This is a genomic window from Streptomyces sp. iso_384, assembly GCF_056172905.1.
Genome location: NZ_JBWBTT010000001.1, coordinates 1,896,699 through 1,920,179, shown reverse-complemented (window position 1 = coordinate 1,920,179; position 23,481 = coordinate 1,896,699). Strand labels below are relative to the sequence as shown.

The window sequence follows — 23,481 nt, the reverse complement described above, 5'->3', positions numbered from 1 at the left end:
TGGGATCAGGCACGGACGTCGTTCAGTATGCGGCGGATCCGGTCGGCCAGGCTGCCGGGGGGTGTCTGGTTCCGGGCCCGGAACCAGTCGTCGACCAGCTGCTCCAGCCGCTCGGGCGTCAGTGGGGCAGCCCCTGACCCGGCGTCGGAACCGAGCGCCGACAGGAGCTGCAGGGCGTCCTCCAGGACGATGTCGTGCTCCTGGGCCCAGGCGGCCACCGCGGGGTCGGCGGGATCAGCCGGTCCGGACAACTCCTCGTCCCCGAAGGGGTGCAGAGCGTGTTCGTCGGGGAACAGTCCATCGACCGCGACGTGCTGCCTCAGTTCCGCCTCGGTCAAGGGGGCGATCCTCCAGTAACGGCCCCAGTTGTCGATGTAGTCGAGGTCGGCCGGCTCCGGGGTACCGGCCTGCCGCAGCCGGTCGAGCACCAGTTGGCTGCCCCGCATGATCTCGTCCAGACCGTGGTGCTCCGCCTGCAGCATCTCTGCCATGAGAGCGAGCCGGACCAGCCCGAGGTCGATGTCGAGGCCCCACTCCTGGCGCATCTTCACCGCCTGCGACATCAGCCGGTGGGCCGAACCGGAGGTGGCGGCCCGGACGAGGGCGCCCCTGTCCTCCGCTTCCGCCTGCGGGACACTGTCCAGGGCGATGTCGTACCGGTGCATGCCCGGAATCCACGGTAGGGCGTCGTCCGGCATCAGGGCCCGCTCGGCCTCGCTCAGAGGCGGCGAGAGGTCCTCGGCGCGCGCCCGGGTCCGCAGCTCACGCTCGGCCCGCTCCATCCGCCGCTGCTCCTCGGGAGTTCTGTCCGGCTGTCCCGACAACTGCTGGTAGGCGGTGATCGTCCCGGACGGAGGCCTGGCGGCCCGGTACTCCTCCGTGATCACGTCGGGGTTGGGGTCGGGGCTGCCGAGCAGTTCGGAGATGACTCCGCCCTGGCCGTCCGGCGCCTGGGAGCCGATCCAGAGCATGCCCATGCGTTCCCGCGTGTTGCCCGACTCCACGACGGCGAGGAGCTGGTCCCGGCCGGTGCCGACCGCGCCGTCGACCGTGGGGTCGTCCGAGCCCAGTTCCGTCCAACGGCCTGCCGCGACGGCCCGGTCCCACAGCTCGCGGGTCATCACCGCGAGCTGAGCGTCCACCGCTTCGTGGCCGCCGAGATACCGGCCGAGGCGCCGCTCGAAACGGACGGCCTCGGTCATGTAGCGGATGCGGGCCATGACCCACTCCGGCGCCGGCCGGTCCGCCGCCCGGCGCAGCACGGACGCCGGGGCGACGGACAGGGCGTGCACCAGCCGGTTCAGCCGCTCCTCCTCGTCGACGGCCGTATCGCCGGGTCCTTCCGGAAGCCCGGCGAGATGGCGGTCCCCGTCCGCGACGAGCAGGGCGGGCGGTCCGCCTTCGGTGCGCGCACCGTGGAACGTCACCTCACCGTCGGGGCCCGCCAAGGCCACTGCCACACCGAGACGGCGTGCGGTCGCGGCTGCGAGAGGCCTCATCGGCAGTGTGGTGCCGTCCTGTCGGTACGAGGGGTCGGTGAGCAGCACCCGCAGGCGCTGCACCGGGGCCAGCTCCACCCGCGAGGCCGGGAGGCGGTCGCCGTAGAGCATGGCCTCCGTGCGCAGGGACATACCGAGGGAGACGCCGGCCCGGTCGAGGAGGGCCAGCGGAAGGTCCTGGCCGCCGTCCAGGGGCGGAATGTCCAGGTCGGACACGTCGTCCTCGGTGACCGTGCCGCCCAGCCAGGCGCGGAAGTCCTCCGCCGTGTCGACGCCCGCGTCCCGCAGTCCGTCCGCGGCCACGTGGCGGACGGCGAAGAGCAGGATGTCCGCGGTCCGGTCCCCCTCGCCCGGGGTCTCGTGCAGAGTGAAGGGGGTGCCGTCGAGTTCGGCGGCGTACGGTCCCGTGCGGCGGTAGCCGTCGCGAGGCGCGGTCGCCTCCGGCTGCCGCGTCTCCGGATCGCCGGTCTCGCCGATGTCGTCGGTGTCGTCGGTGTCGTCGGTGAGTTCCACGATCCGGGGCGAGGTGCCGTCCTGCGCGTTGTGGTACGCCGAGTGCGGGTAGCCGGGCATCTCCCGGAACTCGTAGTCGAGGTAGTCGCGTCCGGTCTCGGGCTCCGTCACGACCTCGCGGTTGACGATGTTCAGCGCCGCGCCCGGCGGATAGAGGGCCTCCTGCTCGTTGAGCCACGCCGAGAACGGGGCCATCGGACGGGCGGTGGAGTGCTCGACGTAGCCGCGCATCGCGTGTCGGTCCAGGGCGTCGCCCATCTCCTCCAGATCGCCCCGGGTGTAACCGCCGGCGGTCTCCCAGCTCTCGGTGGTGCTGCGGAACCGCGGCACGAACAGCGTGGTCGCGGTGAGGAGCGGCGAGTCCTGAGGGATCGCGTCCAGGGGCCCGGGCAGCCAGCCGCCCCAGTAGACCGGGCCGTTGAGCGGCGGCAGGATCTCCAGCGCCTCGACCGCCATGTCGACGTGCATGCTCATGTCGTCGTACAGCCGGTCGGCGACGCGGTCCACCCGGCGGCGGATCTCCTGGAGATCCGGACCGGTCGCGTCCGGGTCCAGGTCCCGCAGATCGGACATGGCGTCGCTGAGGTCCTCGTCGCGGTCCAGCAGTTCGGGCAGGCCCTGCCCGCTCTCCACGGCGTCCTCACGGACGTACCTCCACACCCGTTGCCTGAACATCCAGCGGCCGACCGCCTCACCGAAGCGCCCGGCGGTGACGTAGGTCTTGAAGAGCTCGTGGTCCTGGCTGGAGTAGAGGTACAGGGCGGTCAGATGGCCCGGGGTCAGGGCGCGCAGGGAGGCCCGTGCGCGGTCGCCGAAGCGTTCCAGCCACTGGGTGGCGACCTCGGTCCGCTCCGCCAGCTCCTCGCTCACCGGGGCCCCGGTCATCGCCGCGTTCATCGCCTGGACGAGGTCTCCGGGGACGTGCGTGTCGAGGCGGGAGAAGAAGCGCGTCCTCTGGTCGTAGGCCTGGTGGTGCGGCAGGACCGGGCCCATGCCGAAGACGCGCGCGGTCACCTGGTGCAACCGGGCGCCGTCGTGGGCGAGCGCGGCGCGCTCCGGCTCCAGGCCCATACCCGCCAGGTGCGAGGCGCGCAGCACTTCGTGCAGGGACTGGGTGTCGGTCAGGACCGCCCAGGACAGCACCGCCTTGCGGAAGGCCAGCAACTCGGGGCCGCTCGCCCCGAGCGCCCGGTACGCCTGGAGCATCCACAGGGCCGGGCCGACCATGCCGCCGACGTAGCGGAATCCGCGGGGGTCGTGCGCGAGCCGGTACGCGCCCTGCCGCTTGCCGTTCGGCCGGGGCGGCCAGGGCATCGCGAGCCAGCCGGGCAGGGTCTGCTGCAGGGTGACGGGGCCTCCGTTGCCGTACGCCGCCAGGCCGAACGCCTGGACCAGCTGGGGAACCGACGGCCGGCTCTCCAGGAAGCGCGCCACCCCGTCCGGCTGTCCGGTCCACTGCTGGGCCTCGGGTCCCTGGAAGAAGGCGCCGTCCGCCGCGAGCGGACCGTGTCGCTGGGCGAGGGCCTGACGGAGCCGGGAGAGGGCGTGCGCGGCGGCCTGGACGGTCCCGGGTTCGGCGGCCAGCCTCTGTGCCAGCCCCGCCTCGAACCGGAAACTGAAGGTGCGCCAGCTCCGGTCCCGGTAGAGCCGGGCGAACCGCACGGTCTCGGGTGCTCCGGCGACCCGCCACCCGGGCACCGACCAGGGCTGGGTGGCGTGGGCGCCGGTGGCGGGGGGCGGGAGGGCTGGGAGCACGGTGTTCGCGCCCGCCCGGGACCCCGGCGGGACCCGCAGGATGGTGGTGGGGCTCCCGTCCGCCGCCTCCAGGAGGTGGATGTCGGCGGCCGGTCCTCCGTCCTCGCCCCGGCCCGGGGCGATCGCCGTGCGACCGGTGTTGAGGTACACGTCCAGGCCGGTGAGGTCGGCGATGTCCGCGGCGCGGCGGACGGCCCGCTCCAGGCTCTCGCCCCCGGGTGCGGTGCCGGCGGGTCCGCCGGTGACGGTGGCCACGTCGCACGCGAGGACGGTGATGCTGGTGAAGCCCGCGGCGGCCAGGTCCTGTCCGAGCAGACGTCCCACCGCCGCGCTGTCGGCGCCGGCGGGCAGGTCGTTCGCCCCGGCGACGGCATAGCCTTCCGGCCCGCCGTGGGACGTCCAGAAGAAGGTGCCGGACGCTCCCGTGGCGGGGAGGGGACGCCGGTGGGCGACGCGTTCCTGGGCGGGTCCGCGGCTCCACTCGGTGTAGTGGGTGGCCTGGGGCAGGTGGCTGTAGAAGGGCTCGCGCAGCGCCCAGTCGCGCCGGGTGAAGGATGCCTTGCCGACGGTCCTGCCGTCCGCGTCGATCTCCTGGACGACGATCTGCTGCGTGGCCGGCGCGGTCCCCTGCCCCTCCCACGGGGCATTCCAGTAGTCGTGCCGGGGGTAGGCACGGGTGGCCGTTTCCGAGGGGTCCGCGTCGGAGTCCGTCTCGGAGTACCCGTCGACATCCGACAGTTCGACGTCCGACAGGTCGGAGTCGGAGCGGCCGAGGTCGAACACGTCGTCCACCGTGTCCTCGAACACGGCCGGTGTGTACGGCACCGGGCCGGTCCGCGGCACCTCGGAGAGGCCGTCGGGCAGCGGGGTCGACTCCTCCGCCACCTCGTGCAGCATCGGGGGCCGCCGGTAGGACTCGACGAGTCGTCGGCTGAGGACGTCGAAGCGCATGCCCGGCGGATACAGCGCCTCCCCTTCCGACAGGTGCTTGAGGAAGGGGGCGGCGTCGCGGGCCGTGGAGTTCGCGACCTCGATCAGTCTGCGGTGCGACCGGGCGGGCACGGGCTTGTCGCTCAGCGCGAACTCGACGGCCTCCTCGATCTTCAGCGAGGTACTGCGGAAGAACGCCACCTCAATGGCGCCGTCGCCGTACAGGGGCCCGTTCAGCGCGGGCCGCTCGATGGGCCCGGGCGCACCCCGCTCGCCCCACCAGATGGTCCGGTCGACGGACGGCAGGATCTCCAGGGCCTCGATGGCCATGTCGATGTGGAGCCTCAGCTCGTCGTGGAGCCGGTCGGCCATCGCGTCCGCGCGGCGGCGCAGCGCGGCCAGGTCGGGGTGGGGGGTGTCGAGGTCGGGCAGCTCGGTGAGTTCGGCGTACAGATCCGCGAACTCGGGACGGCTGACCAGGCTGAGCGGGGGCATGTCCAGCTCCTCCTCGCGCGCCGACTCCAGCAGGTACTGCCAGCTGTGGAAACGCACCAGGTGACGGCTGACGCCCCGGCCCAGCCGCTCCCCGTTGAGCAGCGCCTTCATCAGCCGGTAGTCGTAGGAGCTGTAGAGGTACAGGGCCGTGATGTGGGCGGGCGTGAGCTGCCTGAGCGCGGCGGCGCCCCGGTCGCCGTACCGCTCCAGCCATGCGGCCATGGCCTGGAACCTGGGCGTGGGGAGGGACGGCAGCGCTCCGGCGAGCGCGGCGTCGGCCATCGTGACGAGGGCGTCGGGCACGTCCATCGTCCCGGTGAGCTCGTACGGGAAGGACATGCGGTCCTGGTAGAGCGCCTGGTGCGGCGGAACCAGGGCTGCGGGCGCCTTTCCGTCGTCCTCGCGCGGCAGCAGGCCGTCCTCCGTGAAGGCGTGCACGGTCCAGGAGTGCAGCGCGGCCCCGTCACGCGCGGCGGCTCCACGCTCCTCGGCGGCACCCATGCCGATCAGGTGGGAGGCGCGCAGCACCTCGTGCAGCGACTGGAGGTCGTACGGAATCGTCCAGGCGGCCACGGCGGCGCGGAACGGGGGAAGCAGCTCGGACGGCAGGCCGAGTGCCGCGGCCACCCTCAGCAGGTGCAGCGCGGGCCCCCGCTCGCCGCCGACCCGGCGGAAGCCGCGGCTGTCGTGCACGGCGCGGTAAGCGCTGTCCCCACCGAACCGCCCGCCGCCCTCGGTGAGCGCTTCGTGGACGGGGGTCGGCAGCCCAGGTCCGGCGTAGGACGCGTACACGAACGCCCGCATCAGCCCGTCCAGCGCCTCCGGGCCCGGCGGTTCGTCGAGCAGCCGCTCCAGCTCGGCGGCCGGGTCGTCGGGGGTCTCGTCCGGGTCGAAGAACGCGCGTGCCGCACGCTCTTCCCCGTTGCGGAGGGCGAGTTGGCCGTACAGTCCGCGCACCGCGAGCCCGGCGGCCTCGGCGAGCCGGGGGACCTCGCTCAGCGCCTCGGCGAGCGAGTCCTCCCAGTCGACGCTCGCCTGTCGCCAGGCGCGCTCCCGGTAGAACCCGGTGAACCGTGGTGTGCCCGGCGCTCCGGCGGGGCTCCAGGACGACACCGACCACGGCGTGCCCCGGTCGGCGTCGAGGTCGTCGAGCTCTTCGGGGGCGGCGTCCAGCACCTGGCCCTGGACGTTGAACTGTCCGGGTGCGGGGTAGCGGTACGCGGTGCGGCCGGCGGCGGACGTACCCGGTGCCGGGACACGGGGGCCCGTCCAGCCCACCGGATAGGCCGTGACCCACTCCGTGGGCCGCCCGTCGGCGTCCTCCAGCAGGTGCGGCAGCCCGTCGGACACCGCCACCCGGCCGGTCGGGAGGTGGACCGGCAGTCCCGCCCGGTCGGCGATGCGCTCGGCCCGCGCCCGGGCCTCCGCCCGGTTCCGGGGCACGTCGCCGGGGCCGCAGGCGAGCACCGTCACGCTGCCGAAGCCGCGTGTGCCGGCCGAACGCAGCAGCCGCCCGGCGTAGGAACCGTCGTCCGTCCGCCGGCCGCCGTCCTCGGTGACGAGCGCGAGCCCTTCACCGCCGCCGTGCGACGCGAAGAAGAACGTCCCCCCTGCCGTTCCGCCGCCGGGCAGCGCCCGGTGGGTGGGGACGTGCCTGCCGTCGGCGTCGCGTTCCCACGACACGAAGCCCGTGGCGGCGCCCAGTCGGCCGTACTCCTGCTGCCGTTCCGCCCAGTCGGCGTCGTCGAACGACGCGATGCCGATCGTGCTGCCGTCCTGTCGGCGTACGGTCCGCAGCACCGGGGCGCGACGGGACGGCGTCTCGCGGGTGTCGGCCGGGGGCGCGACGCCGAAGAGCTCGTCGCGAGTGCCGGATGCCGTGCCGGTCGTGGTCGCCTCGGTGACGTCGATGCTCTCGTACGGCCGCGTAAGCGGGTCGCCGGGGACGACCGTCCGGGTGGTGACGTCGAAGGAGGCGCCCGGCGGGTACAGGACCTCGGTCTCCAGCGGCAGCACCACGAACGGGCTGACCTCCCGCGCGGTCGAGTCCGACACATGGACCAGTCCGAGGTGCGAGTCGCCGGGGGCTCCCTTGCTCCGGTGCATGAAGCCGAGCGCTTCGTCCCGCTGCAGTGCCGTGCTGCGGAAGAAGGGCACGGTGATGCGGTTCCGCCCGTACACCGGTCCGTCGGACGGTGGCGCGTCCAGCGGCCCGGGCATTCCACGGTCGCCCCACCAGACGTCTCCGTGCAGCGGGGGCAGGATCTCCAGCGCCTCGACCACCATGTCGACGTGCGAGGGAAGTTCCGCGAACACCGCGTCGGCCATCGCGTCCAGACGGCGCCTCAGGGCGGCCACCTCGACGGTCCGTTCCTGGAGGTCGTCCACGTCCCACATGGCATCGAACAGAGCGGTGAAACCCCGCTGCCGGCGCAGCGTCATCGGGAGCAGGTCGGCGGCTCCGACCTCCGCCATCCTGCTGGTCATCGTCCAGGCGTTGAGACGTACGAGTCGACGCCCCATACCCGCGCCGAACCGCTCGCCGTTGAGGAACGCCTTCATCAGACGGTAGTCGGCGCCGCTGTACAGGTGGAGCGCCGTCAGATGGGCGGGCGACAGCCGCCGCAGCGCGTCCCGGCCCGCGTCGCCGTAGCGGTCGAGCCAGGCGAGAAGCGCCCGGTTCCGGGCGGTGTCCGGGTGCAGCGTGCCGGCGAGCGCGGCGTCGGCCAGGTGCGCGAGGTCATCGGGGAGGTTCAGCCCGCTGCGCGTGATGTCACGGCCGAACGTCATCCGCTCCGCGTACAGGGCGAGGTGCGGTGGGACCAGTGCCGCGGGACGGTCCGTCCGTCCTTCGCCGTCCGCGGAGCCCGCGATGAGCGCGCCGGCCGCCCAGGTGTGGAGTCCTGCACCGTCGCGCAGCGCGGTGTCGCGCTCCGCGGCGGTTCCCCCGCCGACCCGGTGGGAGGCGCGCAGGATCTCGTGGAGCGACTGGAGGTCGGCCGGGATCGCCCAGGCGATGAGTGCGTCCCGCAGGACGGTCAGGCCGTCCGGTGCCGCACCGAGCGCGGCGTAGGTGCGCAGAAGCCGTAGCGCGGGGCCGTCCTCGCCGCCCACGCGGCGCATGCCGCGGCTGTCGTGCACCTCGCGGTAGGAACTGCCCGGCGTGTAGCGCCCCTGCCGGCCGGGCGGGCGGGCCAGGGTCTCGGCCGTCTCGCGGGGCAGGCCGTGGCCCGCGTGGGCCGCGTAGGTGAACGCGGTCATGAGCGCGGCGAGGGTGGGCGGCCCGGGCGGGGCGGTCAGCAGCCGCTCCAGCGCCGCGGCCGGGTCGCCCGGGGGTGCGTCCGGGGCGAAGAAGGCGCGCAGGGCAGCCTGCTCGCCGTGGCGCGTGGTGAGTTCGCCGGCCAGGCGGGACACCGCGTCGCGCGCTGCCTCGGTGAGCCCCGCGGCGCGGCCCGTGTGCGCGGCGAACGCGAGCTCGAAGGCCGTGCTGCGACGCTGCCACTCCCGGTCGCGGTACAGGGCGGCGAACCGGGCCGTGCCGGGCGATCCGGCGGGACGCCAGGACCGTACGGCCCAGGCCGGGCCGGTCGCGGGCGCCGGTCCGGTGGCTGCGGGCGCCGCCTCGGCGGGGCCGGGCCCCGGGGTGCTGTCCTGGTCCTCCGTGGACACCGGGGTGGCGTTGATGCGGACGGCGGACGGATAGGCGATGTCCGGCCGGCCGCTCTCCCCGCCGGTTTCCTGGGCACGGCGGGGCGTGCCGGTCGTGAAGTGGAAGGTACCGGTGCCGGAGTCGTGCCGGGCCGAGTGCTCCGGCCAGGCGGAGGGGCCGGCCTTGACCGCCCCGCCGGGCGTCCCCGTCACGGCGCCCTGGGCCGGCCGGGGCTTCCAGATGGTCCTGGACCACTGCCCCAGCTTCCTCTCCCGCAGGGCGGTGATGCGCAGCGGGTCGAACGGGTCGTCCTCGATCAGGTCCAGGGGTCCGGAGTAGCCGAAGGCGCTGCGGCCGGTGCGGTCGGTGAACGGCTGGGTCCGCCGCGCCTTGCCGTCCGTGAAGCCGCCCATCGGGAAGACGACGGGGACGTCGACGCCCGCGTCGGTCACCAGCGGGGCCAGGTCCAGCAGCGCCCACAGCTCCTCGTCGGGAACGGGCAGCGGGGCGTGTCCGGGCAGGTGGATGACGATGCCGCCGTCGTCCGCCCGGATCCCGGTCCAGATCACCAGGGACTTGCCACCCGGCTCCGTGGACCTCCACTGGGCCCGGTGGGGAAGGGTGAGGACGTCGTTGCCGGCCTTGACCCGCGCGTACCACTGGTCGCTCTTCACGCCGTTCGGGGCCGGGCGTCCGCTCCAGTTGTAGCCGGTGGGCTCCGTCCCGTCGGTGAGAGTCTGCCGGAGGGCGCCCAGTTCGCGGAGGTGGTGGGCGGCGAGCTGGTGCGGGTCGGTGATGTCGATCCGGCGGGCGTGGGCCCGTACCGCCAGGAACGTCAGTTCCGCCGTCGTCGCGTCGCTCCACACCTCCGTGTCGGCGAGGTGGAGGGCGCGGCGGCCCAGGCTCTCCTGCTGCGCCGGGTCCAGGCGGAACAGGACCAGGTCGACGCCGGCCACCATGGCCCAGAAGGCGCGGGTGAGGTCCTTGGGCCGCAGGGTGACGGGTTCGGGGAGGCCCACCGCGTCGCGGACGAGGTCCTCGCCCTGGCTTCCGGAGAGTTCGTCGACGGCGTACGTCAGGGGGGTGTCCGGCAGCATCCCGGAGAGCGTGCTGTCCGGCTGCCCGCCGATCAGCTGCCGGGCGGCGTCCAGGACGTCCCGGTAGGCGTCGCGGCCCGGGGTGTCACCGCCGACGCGCCGTGCGAGGAACGTCCACAGCTCCATCCGGAACGGGGTGAACCGCCGCATGCCGGGGTCGTTGGCGCGCAGGGTCTCCAGCGCGGCGATGCCCTTCAGCGCCCGCTCGTACCCGCCGCCCGGCACCCAGCGGTCGTCCTCCACGGCGTGGCCGAAGACCAGGCGCAGCGCACGGACCAGCCGCAGGACGGTCGCCCGGACCTCCGGCGGCACGGTGTCCGGATCGCCGTGCAGGCCCGCGATCACGGCCAGGCGGTCCAGTTCGGCGTCGGTCGGCTCCGGCCGGACGCGCACCAGGCGGCCGACCACCCCGCCGGGGGTGTCCTCCAGCACGTAGGAGTCGTCGTCCAGCGCCGCCACCAGGGTCGGGCCCTCGGCCTCCCGCCGGGCGGTGTTGGCCGTGTGCTGGATGAGGGACACCTCGTCCAGCGGGTCCTCCACGGGCGGTACCGGGCGGCCCTCCTGCTGCGGGTCGCGGTGGTTGCCCGCCGACGCCGAATAGCAGACCTGGAGGCCGATCCGGTGGCCGGGCGGCAGTTCTTGGACCTCGCGCAGTCCGCCGATGTACGACCCGCCGTCGGCCGCGGTCAGCGTCACCGTCGAGCCGTCGCGCAGGACGATGGCCAGCACACCGGGAACGCCGTGTCCGTAGTAGGTGTAGATCGCGGGATCCGGGGTGTACGGCTCGGTGCTGACCAGCTGGTCACCCAGGGTGGTGGCCGCGTAGTGGATCCGCTGCCGCCGGTGGAAGAGCCCTCGCAGGAGCCTCTCGCGCTGGTCCAGGTCGTCGGCGACCGACACCCTGCCGTACCGCTCCCGGCGGTCGAAGACCAGGGGCAGGGTCGCCACGTCGCTGTCGCGGAAGGTCCTGCCCTCGATCGAGGTCCACTGCCGGTCCACGAAGGGCGCCGACGCCGCGGGCGGGTCGAAGGGCACCCAGTCGCCGTGCCAGCCGGCGGGGTCGTGGACCGTCATCGTCGGGATGCGGGCCTGGAGGGCCGAGTCGTGGCGGAGCCGCCCGTCGCCACTGGGGGCCCACACCCGGCGGCCGAGCCGGCCCGCGACCGCGCGCACCGGGTCCAGGTACTGCGCTCCGGCGTACGGGATCGCCAGGACCACCGGCACGTGGGGCGGCAGAGCGGCCAGTTCCGGATCGGCGGCCAGCCTCTCCGCGAACGCCTCCGGGGTCAGGCCCTGGGCGTCGAGGGCACGGTCGCCGACCAGATAGGCCTCGCTCCCCCAGGGTGCGGGCTCGTCCGGCTCCCGGGCGGCCTGTCCGTCCACGGCCTCCCGTACCCGGTCGGTGCGCACCCGGTCGGTCCAGGCGCCGGTCAGATCGCGGCCGAGCGCCTTCCCCGCGCCGTCCCGCAGCACGGTGGCCGGGTCCTGGAAGGGGTCCGTCCCCAGGTCGGCCGGGGACGGCGGCCCGAAGAAAGCCGGCTGGTCCTGGCCGGTCGCGGTGGCGGCGGTGAACCGGCGGGCGGCGGCGGTCCATCGGCCCGGGGCGTTGGTCGCCGGGTCCGGCAGGGCGACGATGCCGAGCGGGTTCTCGGGGCTCGGGGCAGTGAGCGCCATCGGGGCGCTGTAGCCGTAGGCGGGGCGGCCGGTGCGCTGCGAGAACCGCTGCACCAGCTCCGGGCTCAGCGCCCCCGGTCCGGTGGTGAGGAACAGCACCGGAATGCCGAGAGAGACCGTGCGCAGCGCGGGCGCCAGGTCCAGCAGGGCCAGGAACTCGTTCTCCGGTACGGGGACGGGGACGCGGCCGGGGAGGTGGAGGACGGGGGTGCCGGTCGGGTCGACCTCGATGACGTTGAGCAGGGGCATGGGCTTGCCGGGGCCGGCCCATTCGGGTGTGAGCTGGTGGGAGGCCGTCCCGTCGGACCGGCGCAGGGTGCTCCAGTCGATCCCGGCGGGGGCGTCGGCGCCGGACCAGTTGACACCCTGGACGTTGGGTCCCTGCCGCAGCACGGCGGCCGGGCCGAAGGCGCCGCTCTCCGCCAGGTGGAACGCGGCGAGCAGGTCGTGGTCGGTGGCGTCCATGCCCTGGGCGATCGCCTTGGCCGACACCGCCCAGACGGCTTGCTGCTGGTTCCGGCCCCAGGTGGCGGCGGGGTCGAGATGGAGGACCTTGCGGCCCATGGATGCGCGGGCGCCGGGGGTCATCGGGCGGAAGAGCTGGGCGGCCCGGGCCGTGGCCCACAGCGTGGACGCCACGTGGCGCGGGGTGAAGGGAGCCTGGGGTGGCAGCGACTGGACGTGGCGGATCGCCTGCTCGCCCGCGTCCGCCAGTTGCGTCAGAGTGATCTGGAGCGTGGGCGACGGCACGGCGTCGGTGAGGCGGGCGTCGGGGTCGGCCGTGATGCGGGCGGCCGCGTGGTCGAGAAGGGTCTGGTATCCGGCAAGGTCCGGTTCCCGGCCGGTGTGTTCGCGGACGAAGAAGTCGAGCAGGTCCTTGCGGAACGGGGTGTAGCCGTTGAGCGTGGGGTCGTTGGCGCGCAGGCGCTCCAGTGCGCCGATGCTGCGCAGTGCGCGCTCGTAACGTCCGTCGGGGGTGGCCCGGTCGTCCTCGACGGTGTCGCCGAACACCGCCCGCAGGGCGCGTACCAGCCGGAGCGTCGCCTCCCGGGTCTCGGGCGGCACGTCGCCCGGGGCCCGGTGCAGTCCGGCGACGCCCGCCAGCCGGTCCAGCTCCCCGTCGAGCGGTTCGGGGCGGCGCAGCACGCGGCGGCCGTGTCCGCCGTCGGCCGCGGCCATGATGAAGCGCCGGGTGTCGTCCATCCCGGTCATCCGGGTGGAGCCTTCGGTGTCGCGGCGGGTCATGTTGGCGACGAGCTGGTCGAGCGGGACGTCGCCCAGCGGGTCGTCGACGTGCGGGACCGGGGCGAACGACGGCTGCGGCCGGGCGGGGTCGCCGTCCGAAGAGCTCCAGCAGACCTCCAGGTGCATGCGGTGGCCCGGCGGCAGTTCGCGGACCTCGCGCAGGCCCGCGATGTACGCGGCCGCGTCGTGCTTGCCCAGCCAGACGGTCCGGCCGTCGTGGAGCGGCAGCTGCATCCGGCCCGGTTCACCGTGGCCGGCATAGGCGTAGACGGCCGCGTCCATGGAGACCGGTTCGGAGGCGGTCTCCTGGGCACGGGTGCCGGCGGGCGTCCAGTGGACGAGCCGTCGCATCCTGCGCAGGGCGCGGAAGTTGCGTTCGCGCCGCCGCAGCGCGTCTCCCCGGTGGACGGCGATCCGGCCGAACCGCTGGTGGTTCTCGTCGGCCAGCGGACGGGTGACGACGTCGCTGTCGCGGAACACGGTGCCGTCCAGCGCCGTCCACGTCCGGTCCTCGTGCGGTCCGGCCGTCGGCGACGGGGCGACGGACACCCAGGACCCGACCGGTGCGTCGGGGTCGGAGTCCATCGTCACCAGGACGTGCGCGTCCCCGGTGCCGTCGGGGGCGATCCGGCCCACGCCGCTCGGCCCCCACACGGTGCGGCCCAGCCGGTCGGCCACCACCCGGAGCGTCTCCAGGTAGCGGTCCCCGGTGTACGGAACGGCGAGAACGACGGGCACGTCCTTCGGGACCTTCGCCAACTCCGGGTCGGCCGCCAGCGCGTCGGCGACCGCCTCCGCGTCCAGGACCCGGCCGTCCGCCGTCCGCACCCGGCCGTTCTCGCCTTCGGCGGTGACGACGTAGGCGGTGTCCGGCCAGGGGGCGGGGTCGGTCGCGACGACCTTCGGTGCGGTGCCGGGCCGGCGCTCGATGGTCCGCAGGGTCCCCGGAAGGACACGGCTGACGTTCTTCGCGGTCCAGTTGCGGCCCTGCGCGGCGCCGGACGGTCCGGTCAGCAGGGTGTCCGGCGCGAGCAGCGGATCGTTCGGCCCGGTGAACGCGCCGGTGGCCGGTGGCGGCGCGGCGGCGGTCGGCGCGGCGACGGGTGCGGTGTCGACGGGGGCGAAGAAGTCCGGGCCGGCGATGGCCGTGTCCCAGGCGCGCACGCTGTGGTGCTGCGGGGTGATCGCCATCCCCGACAGCTCCAGGTCGACCCCGACCGCTCCGGCGGCCGAGAGCAGCAGGAACTGCAACGCCACCGGCAGCGGCGGTTCGGCCTGCCCGTTCGCGGTGAAGTACGCGCCGACCGCCGTACGCAGGTCCCCCCAGCTGAGCGGGGTGCGGATGCCGTTGGCCGCGCGGGTCCGCTCCAGGGCCCAGAAGCCCCGCAGCAGCGCTTCGAACGCGGTCGCGTCGTTCTCCAGCAGGGGGCCGTAGACCAGCCGGACCGCCCGGACCCAGCGGCGTACGTCCGGCGCCCGGCCCCGGTCGCCGGTGATCCGCTCGGCCCAGCGGCCGAGTTCGGCGGTCGACGGCTCGGGGCGGAACCCAGCCCACCAGTCGCCCTCGGCCAGCTGCCAGCGCGGCCCGGCCAGCTGGTCGGCGGGCACGAGGAACGCCTCCGCTCCGCTGCCGGGGGCCCAGACCCAGCGGTCCAGGCCGTTGGCCAGTTGCTGGCCGGCCACCGGGGTGTCCAGAGGGTCGGCGGGCGGCGGGCCCGCGAGATCGGCACCCGTCACGAGGACCGGCCGTTCCGGGGCCAGCGCGGTGAGGTCGCCGTCCACGGCGTACAGGAAGTCCACGATGCGGGCGTAGGCGAACGCCGCGTCGGTGCCGTCGGCCAGCGCGAGGAACGCACCGCCGGGGCCGCCGCGCAGTCCGACCAGGTACGCGTCTTCGAACGGCAGGGCCTGGACGGGGCTTTCGAGCGGCACCGGGCCCGGCCGCAGGTAGGTGAAGCCGGTCGCCTGGGGCAGCAGGCCGTAGTGCTGCCGCAGCCCGTCCTGCCAGGCGGCCAGCGGCAGGGAGGACGTGCCCACCGGGATGTCCTGTGCGTCACGGTGCCGGATCACCATCACGCGGTCCAGGAGGACGCGGGCGCCGTCCATCGCGACCACTTCCGCGTACCACCGCATGACCGGCGGGGTCTGCGCCGGGTCGGTGAGGACGGCCAGGGCGCCGCGTGCCGCGTCGAAGAAGCCCCGGGCCTTCGTCCGGCCGCCCGGGGGGATGTTCGGCAGCAGCGCGTACGCCTCGGTCAGCGCGGCCCGTAGGACCTGGTACGCGGGGTGGCCGTCGTGCAGGGGCCGGCCCAGCGCGTACTCGCCCAGCGCCAGGGAGATGTTCCGGCTGTCCCACTCGGTCAGCGGCCTGCGGGTGCCACCGCCCACCTGCGGGATGCCGGCTCGCGCCGCCACCATCAGGAAGCCCGCGACGCCCTGCACCACCGGGTTGTCCACGATCCGCCGGACGGACTCGCGCAGCACGTCCTCGGGCAGCGGCGCCCGGGACCGCAGGGCGCGCTCGTAGGCGGCGCGGCCGAACGCGGACAGTTCGGTGACGGCGCGCTGGATCTCCTCGGGCGTCATGAACTGGCCGGTGTAGCCGAAGTGCCGCAGCTCGGCGAGGACCAGGGGGACGGCCAGCCGTCCGTCGTCGGTGTCCAGGACCGGGTAGTCGCCGTCGTCCATGCCGACGGCGTAGCGCTGGCTGACGGGCTCGCCCTGGGACGTGCGGCCGGTGAGGACGGCGGTCCAGTGCTCGCGGGGCGTCGGCACCTCCGTGCCGGCGGTGTCGAAGAACGCGGGATCGGCGGGCAGATGGGGCGTCAGCCGCTGCCGGAAGAAGCCCAGCAGTTGTCCCAGTTGCTCGGCTGCCGCGGCGGAGAGCTGGTCGTGGTGCTCGTTCAGGAACGCCCGGGTGCCGGGGCGCAGCGCCCGCAGGATCCGGTCCAGGGCGTTGCGGGAGGCGGCGGGCAGGAGGTTCTTGATCAGCTCCGGGTCGGTGCCCGGCGGGCGGGCGTTGTCGAAGACGTCGCCGACCGGCGCGGCCACGACGTTCTGGAAGCCCAGCCATCCGTAGCCCCACACCTCGTCGACCTCGGGGATCGCCGCGAGGAACGGTGCGATGTGGCTCTCCACGGAGATCGTGCCGAGGAGCTGGTTCGCGTAGGTCGCGGTGAGCGACTGGCCGAAGTTGCGGGCGACGGCGACGGCCATCTCGAACTTGGGGACGGTCAGGCGTTGGTGGGCGATGTCCTGGAGCTCCCGGAGGCCGACGGTGGGGTAGCCGAGGGTCAGCTGCCCGTAGGCGGTCCAGTCGAATCCCTCGGGGGCGGGGTTGACCTTGGTCGTCAGCCCGGTCTCGGTGAACGTCCAGCCGCCGAGCGGGCCCAGCATCTCGGTGAGCGGGACGGCGACCTGGCGCTCGTCCGGCAGCCGTCCGGCGGCGCGCGCCCGCTGGAGCTGGGCCATGCCCTCCTCCTGGGTCAGCCGGCGCTCGCCGGGGAGGACGGCCATGGGGTCGAGGACGAACTCGCCGATGACGAAGTTCCTGCGGACCGGGCGCGGCTGTCCCGGGGGCACCTGCGGCTCGTTGACGTGGAGGAGGCCGTCCGCCGTCATCCAGAAGCCCCGGCTGTCGGTGACGAGCGTGATGCCGGGGCCGTGGGCGAGGACGAGCGTCGAGGTGTGGCGGCCGGGCAGGTCGAGGAAGAGGTCGCGGCGCTCCTCGACCTCCAGTCCGATGGCGCCGTAGCCGGGCTCGACCGGCGCGTCCAGAGCGGCGTGGACCGTGGAGGAGGACGGGGCGAACTCGGGGAGGGCGTGCTCCAGGGCCTGCCCGCCGGGTCCGACGACGACGGCACGGGCGTCGGACGCCGCGACCGCGGGCGGGAGCAGGGACACCTGCCGGCCGTGGCCGGCCGAGAGGTCCACCCACACCACACCGCCGCTTCCGCTGAGGTGGTAGGCCGCCCAGGCGTGCCCGGGGGCCGCTCCCTGGCGGTGGGCCAGGACGAGGGCCACGGTGCCCGGCCCCTGGGCGGTGACCGCTCCGGCCACCGCGTCCCACGACCGGACCCGGCCCCACCCGGGGCCCATCACCAGGGACGACTCCGTGGCAGGGACGCCGACCGCCGTGTCGTCCACCGTCCGTGCCGGGCGCACGCCCTGCGGGAACAGCTCGGCACGGAGTGTTCCCAGGAGCACCAGGCAGCGTTCGACCGTCAGGCCGCGTGCCGGTTCGCGGTCCGTCACCCGGCGGACCAGCGCGGTGAGTCCGGCCCGGTCGAGCGGCGGCCCCACGGTGATCTCGGCCCCGGTCAGGCTGCGGGGCGCGGTGATCGGGGAGGTGGCCGGTTCCGTGTCCGGTACGGGGGTGAGCCGCGCGGCCGGCTTCGGGGAGGAGAACAGGGCGTCGCCGTAGGGGGCGGTCACCACGACGCTGGAGTTCAGGCCCTGCAGCCATGCCTTGCGCCAGACGCCCTGCCGGCCGCTCGTGGTCTCGGGACGTCCGATCAGCCGCAGCGGGGCGGCCGTGGCAGCGGACTGCGGGGTGGCCGTGGCAGCGGTCGGGATGGCCGTGGCACCGGGCGGGGTGGTCGGGGCCACCGTCAACGCGCCGCTGTACGACCAGCCGTTGCGGGCGGTGCGGTTCGAGAACGCCTCGGAGAGCGCGGCGGCGCGTCCCCCACCGCTGCCCGCGCCGGAGAGCACGAACAGGACGGGAACCCCGAGGGCGACGGTGCGCAGCGGCGGGGCCAGGTCGAGCAGGGCCAGGAACTCGCGGTCGGCGACGCGGAGGGGCCGCATGCCGGGCAGGTGGAGGACCACGAAGCCCTCGGCGTCGGTGTCGGTCCACGCCACCATGGCGTTCGCGGGTTCGCCCTCGGCGGCCCACGGCGCGCGGAAGTGCTGGAGGGACGCGCCGTCGGCACCGGTGTCCTGACGGCCGACGGTCCGCAGGTCGATCCCGCCGGGCGCCGGGCTGCCGCTCCAGTTGAAGCCCTGGAAGCCCTCCCCGGAGCGCAGTTGGTGGGCGGGGCCGAAGGCTCCCTTGGAGGCGAGGTGGAAGGCGGCCAGTGTGAAGAAGTCCGACGGGTCGAGTCCGGCCGCGATGGCCTGGGCCGTCAGCACGTACAGGTGCTGCTTCCGTGCCGGGGCCCACTCCTCGTCGGGGAACACGTGCAGGACCCGGCGGCCCAGCTTCTCCGTGAACGCGTCGTCCCGGCCCGCCATCTGCTGGGCGGCGCCCGCCATCGCCCAGAAGGCCTGGGTCACGGCACGTTTGGTCACCGGTACGTTCTCGGGCTGCCGCAGCACGCTCCGTACGAGCGGAGCGCCGAACTGGGTGACCTGCCGGATCGCGTGCTGGATCGACGGATCCCCGATGGCTTCGCCGAGTGGGGCCTCCGGCTTCTGCGCCAGCAGGCCGGCGGCCAGGTCCAGGACCTTGCGGTAGTCGTCGGGGCCAGGGGTCTTTCCGCCCACCCGCTGGGCGATAAAGGTCCACAGCTCCATGCGGAAGGAGGTGAACCGGCTCAGCGCCTGGTCGTTGGCGCGCAGGGTCTCCATGGCGCCGATGCCCCGGAGCAGCCGCGCGTGCTGGTTCCGGTCCTGTTCGGCCTCGGGGCCGAAGACGATGCGCAGGGCCCGCACCAGCCGGAGGGTGGTCGCGCGCACCTCCGGCGACGCCTCCCCGTCCCCGGTGTGCAGGCCCGCGGTGCGGGCCATCGCGTCCAGCTCGTGCGGCAGCGGCTCGGGGCTGGCCCACCTGCGGCGTCCGGCGACTCCACCGGGGGCGTCGTGCAGGATGTGCGCGTCGGTGTGGAAGCCGCTGCTCATCAGCGACCCCTCGGTGACGCGGCGGCTCACGTTCGCCGTGTGCTGGGCGAGCGAGACCTCCTCCAGCGGGTCCTGGACGGCGGGCGCGGGACGGTTGTCCAGCTGGGACAGGGCCGGGTTCCCCGGCGCGTCGCTCCAGCAGACCTCCAGCTTCATCCGGTGGCCCTCGGGCAGTTCGGCGACCTCGGGCAGTCCGCCGATGTACCGGCCGCCGTCCTCCGCGCTCAGCCACACCGTCCGGCCGTCGCGCAGGGCGAGTTGCAGGCCGCCCGGCAGCCCGTGGGCGACGTACACGTACGACGCCGGGTCCGGGGTCCGGGGCTCCTCGCTGATCAGCGCGGTCCGACTGCCCGACGCCATCAGGTGGACCAGCTTCTTGGCGCGCTGGTAGGTACGCATCAGGGTCTCGCGGCCCCGGACGTCGTCGCCGTGCGACATCCGGCCGAACCGCTCGTCCCGGTCGGAGACCAGGGGCCGGGTGAGGACGTCGCTGTCGCGGAAGGCCGTGCCGTCGAGCGCCGTCCAGACGCGGTCCGGGAGCGGTGCGGCCTTCTTCGTGGGCCGGAACGGCACCCAGGAGCCGAGGGGTTGGTCCGCGCCGTGGTCGATGAGCGCCGGAACGTGCTCGCGCTTCTTGTTGCGCACCAGTCGGCCGTCGCCGCTGGGGGCCCACACGGGACGCTCCAGCAGGTTGGCGACGGCCCGCAGGTAGGCCAGGTACCGCTCGTTGGCCAGGTGCGGGACGACCAGGACGACGGGGACGTCCTCGGGCAGCTTCGCCAGCTCGGGGTCGGCGGCGAGTTCGGCCGCCAGCTGCTCCGCGTCCAGCGTGCCCCCGTCGGGGAACCGCACCCCGTCCGGGCCGCTTCCGCCCCAGACGACGTACGCCGAGTCGCCCCACGGTGCGGCCCGGTCCTCGCCGGCCTTCTCCTTGGGCGGGGCGCCCGCCTCCTCCTCGTACACCCGGACGCGTCCGATGCGCAGCTGGCGCACCTTCTCGTCCGTGAGATTGCGACCGCGCGGGGCGCCCGAGGCGGTCGTCATGAGCGTCGCGGGCGACAGGAGCGAACCGGCCGGAGGCTGCCCCGGGTCGCCGACGCTCAGGGAGCCGATGTCCGGCAGTGCGGCGGCCTTCTGGTCCGACGGGCTGAAGACGATCAGGTCGCCCGTGCCGGCGGCGGCCGCGGGAGCGTCGGTCTGCCGGGCGGCGCGGGTCCAGGTGCCCGGCGTCCTCGTGGCCGGGTCGGTCAGCGCGAGGATGCCGAGCGGGGTGGCGGGGGCTCCGGAGGAAAGCATCATCGGCGCGCTGTAGCGGTACGCGGGGCGTCCGGTGCGCTCGGAGAACCTCTGCACCAGCTGGGGGCTCAGGGTTCCCGGGCCGGTGGTCAGGAACAGCACCGGGTGCTTGAGCGGGAGGGTGCGCAGGCCGGGATCCCGCTCCAGCAGGGCCAGGAACTCGGTCTCGGACACGGACAGGGGCGCGCGGCCCGGCAGGTGCAGCACGATCCGCCCGGCCCCGTCGACCTCCACGACGTTCAGCACCGGCATCGGCTTGTGCGGGCCGGTCCAGGCCGGCTGCACCGAGGCCATGCTGCTGCCGTTGGGCCCGAACGTCATCTGCCGCACGCTGCCCCAGTCGACCCCGGCGGGCATGGGGGTGCCGGACCAGTTGATCCCCTGGTCGTTCGCTCCCTGCCGGAGCACCGCGGGCAGGGAGAACGCGCCGCTCTCCGCGAGGCCATAGGCCGCCATGACGTCCTGGTCACCGACGTCCACGCCTTCGGCGATCGCCTTGGTGAGCAGCGCCCACAGCGACTCCTGCCGCGACCGGTCCCAGGCGGTGGCGGCGTCGAGATGGAGGATCCTGCGGCCCATGGCCTCCCGGGCGGTCGGCGTCAGCGGGCGCAGCAGCCGGGCCGCACGGGTGGTGGCCCACAGGGTCGAGGCGACCTGCCGGGCGGTGAACGGCGCCGGGGCGGGCAGCGACTGCACGTGGCGGATCATCTGCTCGCCGTTGTCCGCCAGTTGCTTGAGGGCGATCTCCAGCGACGGTGCGGGCACCGCGTCGGTGAGTCTGGCGTTCTCGTCGTCGGCGATCCGCTCCGCGGCGAAGTCGAGCAGTTCCACGTACCCCCGATTGTCGGGGGCACGGCCGGTGTGCTCCTGGACGAAGAAGTCCAGCATGTCGAGCCGGAACGGGGTGAGGTGGGAGATCGTCTCGTCGTTCGCCCGCATCCGCTCCAGCGCGACGACGCCCTTCATGACGCGCTCGAACCGGCCGTCCGGCCCGCCGCGGTGGTCCTCGAACGTGGTGCCGAAGACGCTGCGCACCGCCCGGAGCAGCCGCAGCATCGTCTGCCGCGTCTCCGGGGAGACCGGGTCCGGACCGCGGTGCAGTCCGAAGTCCCGGGCCAGGGTGGCCAGCGCGGGTTCCAGCGGTTCCGGGCGGCGCAGGACCCTGCCGCCCCGCTGACCGGTCGCCGAGGCCAGGGCGATCCGGTGAGTGTCGTTGAAGCCGGTCTGGCGGAGGGAGCCGTCCGTCTCCCGGCGGGTGAGGTTGGCCACCAGCTGGTCGAGCGGCACGTCGTCGAGGGGGTCGTCCACGTGGGGCGTCTCGCCCAGGTAAGGGTACTGACGGCGCGGGTCGCCGTCCGAGGAGCTCCAGCAGACCTCCAGGTGCATGCGGTGGCCGCGCGGCAGATTGCGTACCTCGGGCAGGCCGGCGATGTACGCCGCCGCGTCCGCCTTCTCCAGCCACACCGTTCGGCCGTCGCGCAGCGGAAGGTGCATCCGGCCCGGTTCGCCGTGGCCGGCGTAGACGTAGGCCGCCGAGTCCATCGAGACCGGCTCCGAGCCGACCGGCTCGTTCTCGGTGCCCGCGTCGGTGCCCTCGGGGAGCCGGTGGGACAGCTCCCGCAGTTTGAGGAAGCGGCGGAGCCGCTGCGCCCGCCGCCGCAGGCCGTCCTTCTGCTCGACGGCCAGCCGCCCGAAGTGCCGGTGGTCCTCGTCGGTCATCGGCACGGTGAGGACGTCGCTGTCGCGGAACACGGTCCCGTCCAACGCCGTCCACGTACGGTCGAGGTAGGACCCGATCGCGGTCGAGGGCTCGACCGACACCCAGTCGCCGACCGGGGCGTCGGCGTCGCGGTCCAGCAGCGCGAGGACGTGGGCGCCCGACCCGTCGGGGACGGCGCGGCCCATCCCGCTCGGCCCCCACACGCGGCGGCCCAGCCGGTCGGCCACGGCTTGCAGGGTCTGCTGGTAGCGGTCCCCGGTGTACGGGACGGCGAGGACGACGGGCACGTCCTTCGGGAGCTTCGCCAGCTCCGGGTCGGCGGCCAGCGCGTCGGCCACCGCCTCCGGGCCGAGCTCCCGGCCGTCCGGCAGCAGCACCCGGCCGTCCTCGCCGTCGGCGATCACCACGTACGCGGTGTCCGGCCACGGTGCCGGACCGGTCGAGACGACCTTCGCCGCGGTGTCCGGCCGCTTCTCCAGGGTCCGCACCGTGCCCGGGAGGACCCGGTCGACCTTCGCCCGGGTCCAGTTGCGGCCCTGGGGGCTCCCGGACGGGCCGGTGATCCTGGTCTGGGGATCGAGCACGGGGTCGCTCGGTCCGGCGAATGCGTCCGACGCCGTGGCGGAGGCGGGTGCGAGTGCGGCCGGTGCGGTCGGCTGTCCGGCGGGCGCCGGGGCGAAGAGGGACATCTCCTCGTCCTGGTCGGTGGCATCCTCGACGACGCCGCCCGGGGTGGCCGTGTCCCAGGCGCGCACGCTGTGGTGCTGCGGGGTGATCGCCATCCCCGACAGCTCCAGGTCGACCCCGACCGCTCCGGCGGCGGACAGCAACAGGAACTGCAGCGCCACCGGCAGCGGCGGTTCGGCCTGCCCGTTCGCGGTGAAGTACGCGCTGATCACGGTCCGCAGGTCGCTCCAGGTGAGCGGGCCCGTGAAGCCGGCGGACGCACGCGTCCGGTCCAGCGCCCAGAAGCCGCGCAGCAGCGTGGCGAGGGCGTCGCCCTGGTCGTCGACGGTGGGTCCGTAGACCAGCCGGACCGCCCGGACCCACCGCAGGACGTCGGGGGCCCGGCCGCGGTCGCCGGTGATCTGCTCAGCCCACCGGGCCAGTTCGGGGGTGGTGGGCTCGGGGCGGAACCCGGCCCACCAGTCGCCCTCGGCCAGTTGCCAGCGGGGTCCGGTCGGCCCGTCGCCCGGGGCGAGGACGGGTTCGATGCCACGGCCGGTGGTCCAGATCCAGTGGTCCAGGCCGTTGGCGAGCCGCTGGCCGGCCAGGGGCGTCTCCAGAGGGTCGGCGGACGGCGGGCCCGCCAGGTCGGCCCCCGTCACCAGCACCGGCCGTTCCGGAGCGAGGGCGGTCAGATCGCCGTCGAACGCGAACAGGAAGTCCACGATCCTCGCGTAGTCGACGACCGCGTCGGAGCCGTCGGACAGGGCCAGCGCGGCGGTCTCGGGTCCGCCGCGCACCCCGACCAGGTACGCGTCGTGGAACGGCAGGTTCTGGACCGGGCTCTCCAGGGTCACCGGGCCGGGACGCACGTAGGTGAATCCGACCACCTCGGGCAGTAGGCCGTACGTCTGCCGGCGGGCGTCCTGCCAGTCCTGGTCGGGGCGGGAGGAGGTGCCCAGCGGGGTGCCGTCGGCGGCGTGGTGCCTGACCGCGAGGATCCGGTCCAGGAGAACGCGGGAGCCGTCCGCCGCGACCAGTTCGGACGCCCACTGAAGCGGCGGCGGTGTCCGCTCCGGGTCGGCGAGGACCTCCAGGGCG

At 74.4% G+C, this 23,481-nt stretch carries 1 protein-coding gene (cut by a window edge); it reads right to left on the bottom strand.

The features are described 5' to 3' along the window. Nucleotides 1-5 precede the first annotated feature (5 nt). Nucleotides 6-23,481, bottom strand: the 3' portion of a protein-coding gene (locus AC0VY3_RS08315; RefSeq protein WP_475549312.1) for a lonely Cys domain-containing protein. The gene runs 16,742 nt beyond the window's last position; the window shows 23,476 of its 40,218 coding nt (coding positions 16,743-40,218); its start codon lies beyond the right edge, outside the window; the stop codon is at nt 6-8.